Source organism: Staphylococcus sp. SM3655, assembly GCF_016917315.1.
Classification (GTDB): domain Bacteria; phylum Bacillota; class Bacilli; order Staphylococcales; family Staphylococcaceae; genus Staphylococcus; species Staphylococcus aureus.
The window spans coordinates 1,400,863-1,416,575 of sequence record NZ_CP070305.1 but is presented as its reverse complement, the minus strand read 5'-3'; the positions used below and the strand labels follow the sequence as shown (position 1 = coordinate 1,416,575).

17 protein-coding genes are annotated in these 15,713 nt (G+C 33.8%); 5 read left to right on the top strand and 12 right to left on the bottom strand.

The features are described from left to right. Positions 1-11: 11 nt before the first annotated feature. The 4 genes from mvaD to pta all read right to left on the bottom strand — a co-directional run bounded on the left by mvaD (position 12) and on the right by pta (position 4,332). A complete protein-coding gene (mvaD, locus tag JQN76_RS06920) occupies positions 12-995 on the bottom strand; it encodes a diphosphomevalonate decarboxylase (RefSeq protein WP_000597335.1) in 984 nt (327 codons plus the stop codon). Between the two features lie 4 nt (positions 996-999). Then, the gene (mvk, locus tag JQN76_RS06915; protein WP_000197034.1) at positions 1,000-1,920 is read right to left on the bottom strand and encodes a mevalonate kinase; all 921 of its coding nucleotides are present in this window, start codon (positions 1,918-1,920) and stop codon (positions 1,000-1,002) included. A gap of 586 nt (positions 1,921-2,506) precedes the next feature. Beyond that, on the bottom strand, positions 2,507-3,343 hold the full coding sequence (locus JQN76_RS06910) for a lipoate--protein ligase family protein (protein ID WP_000362357.1): 837 nt from the start codon (positions 3,341-3,343) through the stop codon (positions 2,507-2,509). A gap of 2 nt (positions 3,344-3,345) precedes the next feature. Beyond that, positions 3,346-4,332, bottom strand: coding sequence for a phosphate acetyltransferase (gene pta / locus JQN76_RS06905; RefSeq protein ID WP_000774282.1), 987 nt, complete (start codon positions 4,330-4,332; stop codon positions 3,346-3,348). Between the two features lie 167 nt (positions 4,333-4,499). Between pta and hemQ the strand changes: the two genes are divergently transcribed. From hemQ to JQN76_RS06890, 3 genes are all read left to right on the top strand, one after another. Further along, positions 4,500-5,252, top strand: coding sequence for a hydrogen peroxide-dependent heme synthase (gene hemQ, locus JQN76_RS06900; RefSeq protein ID WP_000075714.1), 753 nt, complete (start codon positions 4,500-4,502; stop codon positions 5,250-5,252). A gap of 548 nt (positions 5,253-5,800) precedes the next feature. After that, positions 5,801-6,565, top strand: coding sequence for a threonine/serine exporter family protein (locus JQN76_RS06895; protein ID WP_000354088.1), 765 nt, complete (start codon positions 5,801-5,803; stop codon positions 6,563-6,565). A gap of 12 nt (positions 6,566-6,577) precedes the next feature. Then, a complete protein-coding gene (locus JQN76_RS06890; protein WP_000498572.1) occupies positions 6,578-7,030 on the top strand; it encodes a threonine/serine exporter family protein in 453 nt (150 codons plus the stop codon). Positions 7,031-7,170: 140 nt separating this feature from the next. Here the strand turns inward: JQN76_RS06890 and JQN76_RS06885 are convergent, their stop codons facing one another. From JQN76_RS06885 to JQN76_RS06870, 4 genes are all read right to left on the bottom strand, one after another. After that, positions 7,171-8,655, bottom strand: a complete 1,485-nt coding sequence (locus JQN76_RS06885; RefSeq protein WP_000412514.1) for an APC family permease — start codon at positions 8,653-8,655, stop codon at positions 7,171-7,173. 120 nt (positions 8,656-8,775) lie between these two features. Continuing rightward, the gene (locus tag JQN76_RS06880) at positions 8,776-9,144 is read right to left on the bottom strand and encodes a DUF423 domain-containing protein (protein ID WP_000765183.1); all 369 of its coding nucleotides are present in this window, start codon (positions 9,142-9,144) and stop codon (positions 8,776-8,778) included. A 132-nt stretch (positions 9,145-9,276) separates the two neighbouring features. Then, on the bottom strand, positions 9,277-9,657 hold the full coding sequence (locus JQN76_RS06875; protein WP_000248117.1) for a DUF5327 family protein: 381 nt from the start codon (positions 9,655-9,657) through the stop codon (positions 9,277-9,279). Further along, entirely contained in the window at positions 9,658-10,314 is a 657-nt protein-coding gene (locus JQN76_RS06870; protein ID WP_000455256.1) for a uracil-DNA glycosylase, read from the bottom strand. 183 nt (positions 10,315-10,497) lie between these two features. Between JQN76_RS06870 and thiD the strand changes: the two genes are divergently transcribed. Both thiD and vraX read left to right on the top strand, forming a co-directional pair. Further along, entirely contained in the window at positions 10,498-11,328 is an 831-nt protein-coding gene (gene thiD / locus JQN76_RS06865; RefSeq protein ID WP_001185462.1) for a bifunctional hydroxymethylpyrimidine kinase/phosphomethylpyrimidine kinase, read from the top strand. 506 nt (positions 11,329-11,834) lie between these two features. After that, positions 11,835-12,002, top strand: coding sequence for a C1q-binding complement inhibitor VraX (vraX, locus tag JQN76_RS06860; RefSeq protein WP_000587958.1), 168 nt, complete (start codon positions 11,835-11,837; stop codon positions 12,000-12,002). A gap of 200 nt (positions 12,003-12,202) precedes the next feature. Here vraX and JQN76_RS06855 read toward each other — a convergent pair whose 3' ends face one another. Genes JQN76_RS06855 through JQN76_RS06840 form a run of 4 tightly spaced genes read right to left on the bottom strand, consistent with a single transcriptional unit; the run spans position 12,203 to position 15,332 of the window. Further along, positions 12,203-12,472 (bottom strand): hypothetical protein, encoded by a 270-nt coding sequence (locus tag JQN76_RS06855; RefSeq protein ID WP_000671099.1) that lies wholly within the window; start codon positions 12,470-12,472, stop codon positions 12,203-12,205. Between the two features lie 2 nt (positions 12,473-12,474). Beyond that, complete coding sequence (locus tag JQN76_RS06850) at positions 12,475-12,840, bottom strand: protein VraC (RefSeq protein WP_001165058.1); 366 nt, start codon at positions 12,838-12,840, stop codon at positions 12,475-12,477. Next, entirely contained in the window at positions 12,815-13,954 is a 1,140-nt protein-coding gene (locus JQN76_RS06845) for a thiolase family protein (RefSeq protein WP_001070676.1), read from the bottom strand. The genes JQN76_RS06850 and JQN76_RS06845 overlap by 26 nt, the downstream gene beginning before the upstream one ends. Position 13,955: 1 nt before the next feature. Continuing rightward, positions 13,956-15,332, bottom strand: a complete 1,377-nt coding sequence (locus tag JQN76_RS06840) for a long-chain fatty acid--CoA ligase (RefSeq protein WP_001100835.1) — start codon at positions 15,330-15,332, stop codon at positions 13,956-13,958. Positions 15,333-15,713: the final 381 nt, after the last annotated feature.

The following is a 15,713-nucleotide window of genomic DNA, read 5'->3' as shown; positions in this document are numbered from 1 at the left end:
TTATCTCTTCCTTACTCAATTATTTCAATTCCTGTGGCAATAATGTCACTATCAATAATTTGGTTATTATCAAACTGTGTTAATAATTTATCTATAATCTGTTGCTTGTTTTTCTTTTCTACAAGTATTTTCACATTAGGTCCCGCATCCATTGTAAAATAACACGGATACCCCGCTTCTCGGCATTCGTGAACAAGCGCCATGACATCATAACTTTCTTGCACAAGATATGTGAACGGCGGTGTTGATCCTAGATTCGTGGCATGCATACGCAAACCATTTTCTTCAATTACTTCACCAAGGCGTTTAAAATCTTTGTCTTGAATCGCTGCTTTTGCTTCAGCTAAATCTTCATCAATATGATCTAACCAATATTGATAAAACCTTGATGTGTTTCGTGTCAATGACATACCATATCGACTAGGTACCTTTTTAGAATGTTGATTAATCACAACAAATATCATGGCAAGGTCATCTTCAAAATGATTCGATTCAAGTGGAACGGCATATGACGTCTCATCACTATACCCTTTTTCCCATTCTGCAAATCCACCATAAATACTACGCGACGCAGAACCCGAACCAATTCGCGCCAATCTCGATAAATCCTTATCTGACAGCTGCATGTCTAGCGCTTGATTACAAGCTGCTGCTAAAGCTGCATATGCGCTTGCCGATGAAGCCAACCCTGCTGCTGTTGGTACAAAATTGTCGCTTTCAATTTCTGCATACCAATCGATGCCAGCTCTATTTCTGACAATATCCATATATTTTGAAATTTTCTCTAATTCTTTGCCACTAACCTTTTCACCATTCAACCAAAATTGATCCTGTGTTAACTGGTCGTTAAAAGTGACTTTCGTTTCAGTGTAAAATTTTTCTAATGTAACAGATATGCTATTATTCATTGGAATGATTAGTGCTTCATCTTTTTTACCCCAATATTTTATAAGTGCAATATTCGTATGTGCACGTGCTTTGCCACTTTTAATCAACGCATTAACCTCCTAAATTCTCAATCCAAGTATGTGCTGCACCAGCTTTTTCTACAGCTTTTACAATATTTTTCGCTGTTGGTAAATCTTTGGCAAGCAATAACATACTTCCACCACGACCAGCGCCAGTAAGTTTTCCAGCAATCGCACCATTTTCTTTACCAATTTTCATTAATTGTTCTATTTTATCATGACTAACTGTCAACGCCTTTAAATCCGCATGACATTCATTAAAAATATCCGCTAAGGCTTCAAAGTTATGATGTTCAATCACATCACTCGCACGTAAAACTAACTTACCGATATGTTTTACATGTGACATGTACTGAGGGTCCTCACAAAGTTTATGAACATCTTCTACTGCTTGTCTTGTTGAACCTTTCACACCAGTATCTATAACAACCATATAGCCGTCTAAACTTAACGTTTTCAACGTTTCAGCATGACCTTTTTGGAACCAAACTGGTTTGCCTGATACAATCGTTTGCGTATCAATACCACTTGGTTTACCATGTGCAATTTGCTCTGCCCAATTAGCCTTTTCAATGAGTTCTTCTTTCGTTAATGATTTCCCTAAAAAATCATAACTTGCACGAACAAAAGCAACCGCGACAGCTGCACTCGATCCTAATCCACGTGATGGTGGTAAATTCGTTTGGATCGTTACTGCTAGCGGCTCTGTAATATTATTTAATTCTACAAAACGGTTCACCAAAGACTTAAGATGGTCAGGCGCATCATATAACATACCATCGTAAACATCGCTTTTAATAGACGAATAGTTCCCGCTCTCTAAGGCTTCTATTAAAACTTTGATTTTACCTGCGTTAAACGGTACTGCAATAGCAGGCTCTCCAAATGTAACAGCATGTTCTCCTATTAAAATAATCTTACCTGTCGATTCCCCATATCCTTTTCTTGTCATGTCAATATCACCTTTTATATTTATCCTATACTTGATTCATTATTTTTATTTATTAGTAAAAGACATCATATTCTAAGTTGCATACGCATTCGCGTTAAATTTCATTGCAGTCTTTATCTCACATTATTCATATTATGTATAATCTTTATTTTGAATTTATATTTGACTTAACTTGATTAGTATAAAACTAACTTTCGTTTACTTCAAAGTTTAAATCTTATCGAGTGATATTTCAGATTCTTTATCTTTTTATAAAATAGCCCTACAATTTATAATTTTCCACCCTAACTATAATACTACAAATAATAATTGGAATATATAGATTTACTACTAAAGTATTAGAACATTTCAATAGAAGGTCGTTTCTTTCATAGTCATACGCATTATATATACCCTATTCTCAATCTATTTAATACGTAAAACATGAAATTTTCTTATTAAATTTATTATTTCCATCATATCATTACTTTTAATTTAATGATGTTCAATTTAAATATTAGGTCAATAACATATTTATGCTTTTTATGGATACTTTCAAAAATAACAGCCCCAAACGATAACTTGAAAGGGGCTGTTAAATATTTAACTATTGCATTTGATCTATCATTTTCTTGTTTCTTTCAATCATTTTATCAAAATACGTATCGTATCTTTGCCATTCTTCTTGAGTAATTGGCGTCATATTTAATACACCGCCAAGATCTTTGATTGCATATAATAGTAAAAACATTACATCTTGAACAGTAATCGTTTTGTTAAGCAATGTCTCTAATGAGGCCATACAAGATGGTTCAATTTCAGGATATTTAAATTTAGTCACTTCACCTTTTAAAGCATGTTCATAAAATGTTTGCATCATCAATGCACGTTCTGAACCAGAGCCTTCAACACAAAGATAAATTTGTACAGCAATACCGCCTCTAACTCTTCGTTGCGATATGCCTGCAAATTTCTTACCATCGATACTTAAGTCAAATTTTCCTGGGCAATAAGAATGTTCAATTTCCATCGTATCAATATCAACATTCTCATTTTCGAACATTTTGCTAATTAAGAGGTACATCACAGTAAACGCTTCATCAATCGTTGTTTCTGTTTGTCCTTTGAACATCAGCGATATATTTAATACACCTTGATCTAGAACGACACCTAAGCCACCAGAATTTCTAACAATGGCATTATAACCAATCTCATTCGTTAAATAATCAATGCCATCTTTTAAAAACGGCAATCTTGAATCATGAATACCAAGAATAACAGTATGTTGATGAATCCAAGTACGCACAACATTATCTGATATATCTTTGCCCACACTTTCGCAAAATGTATCATCGAATGCGAAAGATTGCATAGGTTCTAATCCAGAAGAATGATCGATATATCGCCAGTTGACGCCATTAAAATATTTACTCGCTAAATCCATCGTTATTGTAAGGCTTGCGCTGCTGTGATAATTGAAAGATTGTATACATCTTCAATTGAGCAGCCACGTGATAAGTCATTTACTGGAGAATTTAAACCTTGTAATACTGGACCAACTGCATCATATCCACCTAAACGTTGTGCAATTTTGTAACCAATATTACCAGCTTCTAAACTTGGGAATACAAAGACATTTGCATCACCTTGTAATTTAGCACCTGGCGCTTTTTTCTCAGCAACACCTGGTACAATCGCAGCATCAAATTGGAATTCGCCATCAATGATTGCTTCTAATTTTTCTTCTTCAGCTTTTTGTTGTGCTAATTTGACAGCTTCTTGAACTTTTGTCACGTCGTCTGATTTAGCAGACCCTTTTGTTGAAAAGCTTAACATTGCAACTTTTGGATCCATGCCAAAGCTTAATGCTGATTTTGCACTTTCTACTGCAATTTCTGCAAGTCCTTGTGAATCAAGTTCTGGATTGATTGCACAATCACCAAAGATGTATTGTACATCACCTTTAATCATAAAGAAGATACCTGATGTTCTTGATACACCTGGTTTCGTTTTGATGATTTGTAAAGCTGGACGCACAGTGTCTCCTGTTGAATGTGCTGCACCACTAACTAAACCATCTGCTTTACCAGCATAAACAAGCATTGTACCGAAGTAGTTCACATTGTTTAATAATTCTTGTGCTTGTTCTTCAGTCGCTTTACCTTTACGTCGTTCAACAAATGATTGAACTAATTCAGCTTTCAATTCACTTGTCGCAGGATTAATTAATTCAATATTAGAAATATCAAGATCAAGTTTTTGCGCTAAAGATTGAACCTTAGTCTCATCACCTAACACGATTGGTGTAACATAATCTGTTGCTTGTAATTGTGTTGCAGCTGTTAGAACACGTTCGTCCTCTCCTTCAGGTAATACGATTTTAACGTTTTTACCAGAAAGTTTGTCTTTTAATACATTTAATAAATCAGCCATAATGTCCTCCTGTAATATAAATCTTATTAATCATTCACGGTATAATTATACGCCATTTTATTTCATAATGCCACGTCACCAATTTGTAATCATAATTTTATCGTTACCCCTTTGCTTTATGATAAAATTTATAAAGAACTGATGATTTTTGAAAAGGAGCGATAAACATGAGTCAAGCAGCCGAAACATTAGATGGTTGGTATAGTCTACATTTATTTTATGCAGTTGATTGGGCATCATTACGTCTAGTTCCAAAGGACGAACGCGATGCACTTGTCACTGAATTTCAATCATTTTTAGAAAATACAGCAACTGTAAGATCATCAAAATCTGGTGATCAAGCTATTTATAATATAACTGGTCAAAAAGCAGATTTGTTATTATGGTTCTTACGTCCTGAAATGAAGTCTTTAAATCATATTGAAAATGAATTTAACAAATTGCGCATTGCTGACTTCTTAATCCCTACATATTCATATGTATCAGTCATTGAATTGAGCAATTATTTAGCTGGTAAATCTGATGAAGATCCTTATGAGAACCCTCATATCAAAGCAAGATTATACCCAGAATTACCACATTCTGATTATATTTGTTTCTATCCAATGAACAAACGTCGTAATGAAACTTATAACTGGTACATGTTAACTATGGAAGAACGCCAAAAATTAATGTATGACCATGGTATGATTGGTAGAAAATATGCTGGCAAAATCAAACAATTTATTACTGGTTCTGTAGGGTTTGATGATTTCGAATGGGGCGTAACATTGTTCTCAGATGACGTATTACAATTCAAAAAAATTGTATACGAAATGCGCTTTGATGAAACAACAGCACGATACGGTGAATTCGGTAGTTTCTTTGTAGGACATCTTATTAACACAAACGAATTCGATCAATTCTTTGCGATTTCTTAATACATTGGTACGTTTATAAATTAATAAAAAAATTCCAAGCTTATCGGTTTAAGCTTGGAATTTTTCGTTTATCTTCAGTATATTCCCGTATACATAAGACGTGATTTGGTAAATAGTTGAAATCTGTATGTTTAAACTTATATATATGTGCTAATGTATTATCAATAACAAAGTACACTTTGCTCATAGCAAAGTGTACCCGAGTAGTCTTCCTTGGGAGAACTTTAACTACTATCACTACATATAAACGTTAACCTCAATAGAAATTATACAGTCGCTACTCTATACAATTTTTGTAATGGTTAACTAATATTATTTTAACCTATTTGAAATATTTGAAACATATTTTTGTCGAATTTTTTTCAATAATTTTTCCTTTTTATACTTCAAGAGAATTTTAACTACTAAAAATTCCGATGATTATTATTACAATAGTATCAAATATTAGTTTTTTAAAATCAATAACAACTTATCAAAAAGCTCATGTGGTTATTTTATAGTGTATAAACTATAATGAGTATTAAATTCTTATAAACAATGGTGATGAAATGGACATAAATTCAGAAGAATACAAACAAGAGGTACTTATCAAAGACGTTGTCATGCTTGCTGCTCGCATACTATTAGAATCTGGTGCAGAAGGTACGCGTGTAGAAGATACCATGACACGTATTGCAAAAAAACTTGGTTACAGTGAAAGTAACAGCTTTGTTACAAACACTGTCATCCAGTTTACGTTACATTCGGAATCGTTTCCTAGAATATTTAGAATTACCTCTCGAGATACAAACTTAATAAAAATTTCGCAAGCTAATAAAATTTCGCGTCAAATTACAAACAATGAAATTTCTTTAGCCGAAGCAAAAACGCAACTTGAAAAAATATATGTTGCTAAGCGTGACAGCAGTCTTCCCTTTAAAGGTTTTGCTGCAGCAATGATTGCAATGAGTTTCTTATATTTACAAGGTGGTAGATTGATTGATGTTTTAACTGCGATATTAGCAGGTAGTCTAGGATACCTAGTCACTGAGATTTTAGATCGCAAGTTACATGCACAGTTTATCCCAGAATTCATTGGTTCATTAGTTATTGGGATTATCGCCGTTATTGGACATACACTTATCCCAACAGGTGACTTGGCAACTATTATCATTGCGGCAGTCATGCCTATTGTTCCTGGTGTATTAATAACAAACGCAATACAAGATTTATTTGGTGGACACATGTTGATGTTCACAACGAAATCATTAGAAGCATTGGTTACTGCGTTTGGCATCGGTGCTGGCGTTGGTAGCGTATTAATTTTAGTATAGGAGTATCAGACTATGTTTTGGATCTTAAACTTTATCTTTAGCTTTTTAGCTTCAATGTTCTTCTGCGTCATTTTTGATGCACCTAGAAAATTATATCTATCATGTGGTTTCGTTGGTACATGTGGATGGATGGTTTACACCTTATTCTTCAACGGCTTTAATGTGCACACTATATACTCTAGTTTCTTTGGTAGTTTAGCATTAGGCTTGTTAAGTCATTATATGGCTCGTAAACAAAAAGAACCTGCCATCATTTTTATGGTAACGGGTATCATTCCATTAGTACCTGGTGGCTTAGCATACGATGCTACAAAAAATTTAGTCTTATTAAATTTCAGCACAGCAATAAATACAATGTTAGAAGTAACACTTATTGCAGGAGCCATCGCATTAGGTTTATTATTCGCCGACCAAATTTCTAAATTAATTGTTTCTGGGTTCGTGAAATCTTTTAAACGATTATAAATATTGTTAGAATTGGCTCAGCCCAAACTATTAGCAATTATATATAAGGTTCAGCTGCCTCGTCTTAAATGTCAATTTATAATACAAAAAATCGCACGATACGCCTCCGAATGAAGAAGGTATATTGTGCGATTCTTTTATTATTTAGTTTTTTCTTTTTCAGGTTCTTCAATCATATCATCAACTTCATTTTCACTTCTATTTAAAATCAAGCGACTTAATTCATCATTATCCATATTTTTCAATTTAGGATATCGAATCACAAAGAATATTAAACCGATGATTAACCATCCAAGTAATGCAATATAAGACGGTGCAGTCAGTGCTGCAGGAGAACCTGGCACTAATAACAACGCTAAGAAAATGAATGATACAAATGAGCCGATAATAGCAAACGTTTTGTAAACCGGTGCATACGTATTACTTTGTTTGTTATAACTGAATAATTTCGCTGCAGACAAACATGTAATAAAGTAGGCAATGGATACACCTGTAGATGACATATCTACAATCCAAGTCAATGCAGTTCTTCCTAGCCAAGGTGCAATTAACGACACACCTACTAGGAATATGATTGCGACATATGGTGTTTTGTATTTACTATGTAATTTACTAAACATTGTTGGCATAATACCTGAACGTCCCATAGAAAATAACAAGCGACTTGAACTCATCAAGAATCCATTTAAACCAGTAAATATACCCATCATAATTGCAATTGCTAATACACCTAATCCAATATAACCAAATGCTGTTTGTGTAACAGCACCTGTTAACCACAACTGCCCATTTAAACTTTGATGACTTGTTGATAACCAACCAGTGTATAAAATCATGACAACATAAGTTAATGATGCTGCTAATAAACTGTACACGATAAGCTTAAATGTCTTGTTTGGTGCAAAGTTAAACTCTTCTGCTGTTTGTGGAATATTATCAAATCCAACATATGCCCATGGTGCCACGGATACAATAACCACAATAGACACTAACCATCCTTTGCTAGGTTCAGCTAACGGTTGTAAATTTTCAAGTGCAAAATTATTACCAAAGAATGAACCAAAGAACATCAATAATACGACGATTACCATCGCCACACAGAAATAATATTGTAATGATCCAGATACACTTGCGCCACGAATCGTTACTAGCATGAATACAAGTAGTAATACGGTCGCAATAATGATTTCCGTAATATAAACGTCCCAGCCCGCAATGGTGTATAGTTTCCCATTATTTAAGACATCTGGCAATAAGAATTTAACTAGTAAACTGAATGCGGTCGCATTTAAAGCAACGACACAGACATAACCAAAAGTTAAAAACCATGATGAGAAGAAACTCACATATCTGCCGAAACTTAAGAAACTAAAGGCAAACGCGCCCCCTGATACTGGAAATCTCTCTACTAATGCGCCATAACTAACCGCAATTAATATCATTAATAATGCACCAATAACTATACCAATTGATGCTGCAATCGGACCTGACTGCTTAATCCAGTCTCCTGGTAAGATGAATGCGCCCCATCCGATACATGAACCATATGCAATCGCCCATACAAACTTTTCAGATAGGTTTTGTTTTAAATCGCCTCTATCTATTTGCTTATTCTTTTTTTCCATAAATAAAAACTCACCTCGAAGGTATTCTATACCCAAAAGATGAGTTTGTAACTCTTTTTCTTGATTATTTTTATTAAAAATTTAATGTTTAGTTACATAGGTAATCTAAAGTTTTAAAATTTAACCAGCAAATTTGAATGTCGCAATGATTAACATTATCCATCCAATGATGAACAATACGCCACCAATTGGCGTAATCGCACCTAAAACTTTAATTTGAGTTAATACTAAAATATATAATGATCCACTAAAGAAAATAATACCAGCAAATATTAACCAGCCAGCCCAGTTAACATTGATTGAAGTTGTACCACTAATTACACCTATAATTAATAATGCTAAGCCATGGTACATTTGATACGTCGTTGCTTTTTCCCATACTGATAAATAGTGATCACTTATTTTTCCTTGTAAACCATGCGCACCAAATGCACCTGTACCGACAGCCATCATCGCGTTTAATGCACCTAAAATAATAAATAATTTCATTGCTACCTCTCCTTATATAATTCAGTATTAATAAATGTTTAAATCCGAACACTCGAATAAAAGTATATGCGTCTTGATTATTAACCTACATACTTAACAAGCTATTAAGTAATTATGTTTCATTGTTGCTTTTTAAAAATCAAATATGGATTCACCATTGCCAATGTCATCATCTGTCGCTAATCTTTGTTGTTGGTTTGAAGGTTGTGAATATGACTTATTATGATGATGTGCTGAATGCGTATTTACTTTACCACCCATCGCTTCAATTTCAGCAGCTGTCACTTGATGAGTTGGCTGCGTTATTTGTGATTGTGGCATTTGATTATGGTTAGCAATACGACGATTCATTTGTTGTTCACCAATATGTGGTGTATTTGATGTTGAAGCATATAAAGATGTTAATATATGTATGGCATACATATGTTTTTCAAAGTCATGGTCATGCTGTGCCTGCTCTGCTTGTACTAATTCTTGCTCAATTCGTGCTATTAAAGTTTCTCTATTCACCATCTACGCCTCACTTTCACACCAATTAATTGGTGATTTTCCTACTGACTCTAAATAGGCATTCGCTTTGGAATACGGTTTTGATCCAAAGAATCCTCTATATGCAGACAGTGGACTAGGATGCACTGATTTTATAATACAATGTTTAGATGTATCGATAAGCTTTATTTTTTGCTGTGCAGGTTTCCCCCACAAAATAAAGACAACATGTTCTTTATAATCAGACACTGCTTTAATAATTTCATCAGTAAATGTTTCCCAACCAATATCACGATGAGAATTTGCTTCACCCTGTCTTACGGTTAAAACTGTATTCAATAACAAGACGCCTTCTCTTGCCCAATCTTGTAAATGCGGTGTTTGTCTAACACATCCAATATCATCTGCTAATTCTTTATACATATTACGTAAAGATGGAGGGAATTTTGCGTTAGGTTGCACTGAAAATGCTAATCCATGTGCTTGGTTTGGACCATGATACGGGTCTTGTCCTAATATAACAACTTTGATATTTTCAAACGGTGTTAAATCAAACGCTTGATATATATTTTCCCTATCAGGGTATACGATTGCAGTCGAATATTCTTTTTCTAAAAAATCATGCATAGCTTTAAAGTCATGTTTCGTTGTTATGTCATGAAAAATTTGCGACCATTCCATTCAATCTCACCTCAGGACATATTTTAACATATCACACTTATCTAAAGTGAATGACATTTTCAAAAGTTACAATAGTATGAATGATTCATTTCAACAATCATCAAATATTGAATGCTTAATATTTTTCAATTAGGTTAAAAATGATATGATGAATACAATATTATTATGTAGGAGTGAAGCTCAATGGCTTTAAAGAAAGTTTTAACAATTGCCGGTTCTGACACAAGTGCTGGCGCAGGTATGCAGGCAGATTTGAAAACGTTCCAAGAATTAGATACGTATGGCATGGTCGCTTTAACTGCCATCGTTACTATGGATAAAGATACATGGTCACACGATGTCACACCATTACCTATGGACGTATTTGAAAAACAACTTGAAACGGCTTTATCAATCGGACCTGATGCTATTAAAACAGGTATGTTAGGTACTGAGGAGATAATCAAACGTGCTGGAGAAGTATATGAGGCATCTAATGCACAATACTTTGTAGTAGATCCTGTCATGGTTTGTAAAGGCGAAGATGAAGTGCTTAATCCTGGAAATACTGAGGCGATGATTAAATATTTACTACCTAAAGCAACGGTAGTGACACCAAACTTATTTGAAGCGGGTCAATTATCAGGATTAGGTAAATTAAATTCAATTGAAGATATGAAAAAGGCTGCAACAATTATCTTTGATAAAGGCGCACAGCATGTCATCATTAAAGGTGGCAAAGCTTTAGATCAAGATAAATCGTATGACTTATACTATGATGGTCAAACATTTTATCAACTAACAACAGACATGTTCCAACAAAGTTATAACCATGGTGCTGGTTGTACATTTGCTGCGGCAACAACTGCATATTTAGCTAACGGTAAGTCACCGAAAGAAGCTGTGATTAGCGCGAAAGCTTTCGTCGCTTCTGCTATTAAAAACGGTTGGAAAATGAATGATTTTGTTGGTCCTGTGGATCACGGTGCATACAACCGTATTGAACATATCGATGTTGAAGTAACAGAGGTTTAACGATTAGGCGGTTCATCTATAAATCAACATTATTAGCCACACCACTTAAATTGGGTATGAACTCAATTTATGTGATGTGGTTATTTTTTTATAATCATCATGCTCTGTATATAATTTAAATTTGAAAGTTACATATAAGCGTTATTAGCTTTTATTGAAAATTTCATACATATCGAACAATACATACAAATATTTCCTATACATCTACATCTATGACTAAATAACCCTTTATTTTCAAGATGAACTTAAACTCATCTATATGCTCAATACCTCTATCATTATCATTCTTTTGCGATAGATGCCTCTCTAATCATATATGTTATATTTCCCAAATGACTGCCAGGCGACTCTATAAATATATATTTATTTAGAACTTTTATACATACATAGTCTTAGTAAATCATACGTTCTATGTCTGATAAAAAGTTGATACTTAAGGTTGATGTCACACATAAAAATGTTATTTATAATATAACCATAGAGTAGCAAAGGAGGTAATATAGGTTATGATTATTTATCGACAGTATCACCATGAAGGCGCACCAGTTTATGAAATTATAACCAAAACGTTTCAGCATGTTTCAATTAAATGTGACGATTCATTTAGTGATACTGAAATATTCAAATTGCTCTCTTTATTACAAGACGATATAGATCATATGAAAGTTAGTTAAATTGACTAATCGTTCCAATAATCCAGAATTTATTAAACATTGATATAGTTGTTATTATTATTTTAGATTAATGCATCCCCGTGCAAAGAAAGAAACGTAACCTATATTCATCTCTGTTCCCAATAATAATAACAATACATAACTGATATTAGCTGTCCTTTCATCTCCTAATTAATATGCGTTCATGCAGCTAATATCGGTTATTTTTTTGTGCTCAAAGAAATTTTTATTTTAATCTCTCCATCGTCATTAATTGCTATAATTTCGTGTTCGTGTTGTTCAATGAATTCGATATTTTCATTTATTAAAATAGGTTTAACGTAGTTAATTTGACACTGGTTTGTCTCTAATGACATAGCCATCAGCATCATTTGACTCACTAATTGTCCTGGCACAATCTCATTATGTATTGGATTATCATCATTTACGAGCGCCAAATATTCATTTATCCATATCTCATTAAACTTCATCTCTACTTCATCGCCTTAATAAAAGTTTGTGTAACCGTTATGACATGTTGATCATTTTTAGTTAATGTTAAAGCCATTGTATAACGTGTGATATTGCGAGTCTGTCGGCATTCAATATCTTCTAAATGCCCTACATATATTGTGTCTACTTCTATCTTTTGAGTTTGATTAATTGCTGATTTTGTTAAAATCAGTTCGCTATTTGCATATTTTTTAAATAAATCAAATTTTGGCCATAATGACGCACACATTAATGGTGGTACTTCTTTTCTATAAGGTTGGTTAAAACACTGATAATATGCAGCCACACTATCCTTAGAAAATGACACATTTAATCGCTGGTTAGAATCGAGTAAATAATGCTGCATTTCCTAGACCTCCCCCTATCCCCATAGATGCAATCATAGTCTCTTTGTCAAACATATAAAATAATCGAGTCACTAATTGGGCACCGCTTGCACCGTATGGATGACCTGATGCTAATGCACCACCCCATATATTTAATTGCGTATTTGAAATATTTAAAGCTTGTTGGCAGGCAACTACCTGTGCACTGAACGCTTCGTTAATTTCAATGACTTCAATATTTTCTATCGTTAATTGATTTCTTTTTAGTAAGTTGGAAATGGCTGGTACTGGACCAATGCCAGGAAAATTAGAATCAACACCTACCGTAACACCATCTTTAAATAATAAACCATGCTCGAAACCTAATTCGTATGCCATATCTTTTTCCATAATAAGCAATAAAACTGCACCATCATTTTTCATACAACTATTCGCAGCGGTAACGGTCCCACCTTTGATCACGGGCTTAAATCGGCCAAAGTTATCTTTCGGAATATGTGATTTTAGACTTTCATCAGTGTTGAATATTTCTCCTTTAACGGTTATAGGTAATATTTCCTGAGAAATATTTCCATTCTTTACATTTTCCGCTGTCAATTGATGACTTCGATAAGCAAATTCATCTTGTAATTCTCTTGAAACATCATACATCTTGGCCACATTTTCAGCACCTTGAATCATTGATGGGTCGCTCATTTCAGGTGCAAATGATGCACGCTCATAAAACTCAGGTAATGCTGTTTCGTACACAGAATGCGGTCGTTTGATTTTCCAAGGTGCTCGACTTGTACTTTCAACACCACCTGCAATATATACCTTGCCAGCTCCGGCTTGGATCATGCGACATGCATATTGAACACTTTCAAGTCCAGACCCACATTGCCGATCGATTGTGACGCCAGGTATTGAATCTTTAAGCCCCGCTTCAAGCAATGCTTTTCTTGCAATATTGCCACCATTCCCAACAACATTACCTAAAACTACATCATCTATTTTAGATATTACCTCTGGATACTTCTCTTTAAAATGTTGGAATAAAGGTTTAAGCAATTGTTCTGGCTCTAAATGTTTTAAAGTGCCACCATATTTCCCAAATGCAGTTCGTTTAGCTGCAACTATGACTGCTTGATTCATATTATAATTCACCTCTCAAATACATCGACATCATTTTTTCTCTAGCAATTTTACCACTTGCAGTGTAATACATCTTTTCTACATGATGAATCATCGATGGAATTTCATAGCGTTTCACTTTCTTTTTTAAAAATTGTTTTACATTTTTATGTGTAAGTGTCACATCACCAGAATAAAGCAATACGCCTATTTGACCAAAACGCTCATTTGGAATACCGATGATAATTGCTTCATCAATGCTCGAAGATTGCGTTAAAAGGCGTTCAACATGTGCTGGATATATATTTTGACCACCAATAATTAACATATCCTGTTGACGTCCCGTTAAATATAAATACTGCTCTTTTACATAGCCATTATCATTAGTAACAAACCATTCATCATTATTTATACATTGTTCACTTACATAGCCACTAAACATCATATTACTTTTTATACAAATAGTTCCTATACCATTGTGATCGTGATTCGTTGTTTTCAATTCCACATTTGGAAATAGCACACCTACTGATTCAACTGGTGCTTGCTGATTCAAGTTATAGCTGATAAAACTGGTTTCCGATGTACCAAAAAATTCAATCAAATTTATGTCATTTGCTTGATTTTTTATCTTTTTAAAAATAGAAGAATGCAGCTTATCTCCACTGCTAAAAAATGATTGGATTGTATGTTCATTGTTGTAAACTAACAATAATGATTTAATCATCGTTGGAACAAGAAACATAGCAACTTTGTATGATGATATTTTATGACATTGATTAAGTAACTTTTCAGGATGAAAAGTGGTCTGTCCTATAAAAGTACGACCGGAACTTAAAGCAAACAATAACGCATATAATGTTAACGAGTGCGATAGTGGTCCAGGGGCTGCTATTGCATTTTCATTTTTTAACATCAACATTTCATTAACTTCAAAAGAAGCCAACCATGAATCTTCATCACGATAATATGCTTTTGGCAGTCCAGTTGTCCCTGAAGTAAAACCAATATGTAATAAATTGGGGTAGTGCTGTAATTGCGTTGAATCAATAAACATCGGTGAGTCTATATTCTGCATGAGACCTGTATCTCCAATTACATCTTTAATACCATATTTTTCAATCAATTGACGATGTATAGTACTTTGCCATTTACCTTCCATCATCATAGGCACTTTATGTAAACGATGCAAAGCTAAATAACAAATAATACTTTGCACCGGTGATTTCATATTAATAGCAACGACAGGGTTAAGTGAATATTTCTGCAAAGATTCAACTGCGCTAGTGATGCGGGCATTTAGTTGACTATATGTAATTGTTTCATCATCGATATGTAATGCTATGTCATTAGGTTTATTTTGAGTATGTGTTTTCAACTGTTCTAAAATTACGTTCATCAATATCCCTCACTCAATGTAAACTTTAAAATACATATTGTTAACATTATATAATGAATAAGTATTTTTATCAGGTAAACCTGCCTATTATAAAAATCAAACTTAAGCCCTAGATAAATTTGATACTGTAGTACCATGTTTTTTATTAGATAAGACGTTACTATATGTATATAGAGAAAAGAAGTTATCGCAATCGCAATAACTGACACAAATAAGTCACCCAATCTATTTAAGTTTGTGTTCTCTATAATAATATTGAAGGTTAGAGTCTCAATATTAATTGCGTTGGACAAAATACTCTAAGACATATTTACATCCTAACATTTCAATAGCAAGAGAATTTTAAGTATTCAAAGCTAAACATATGCTTTAAGTCCCCTC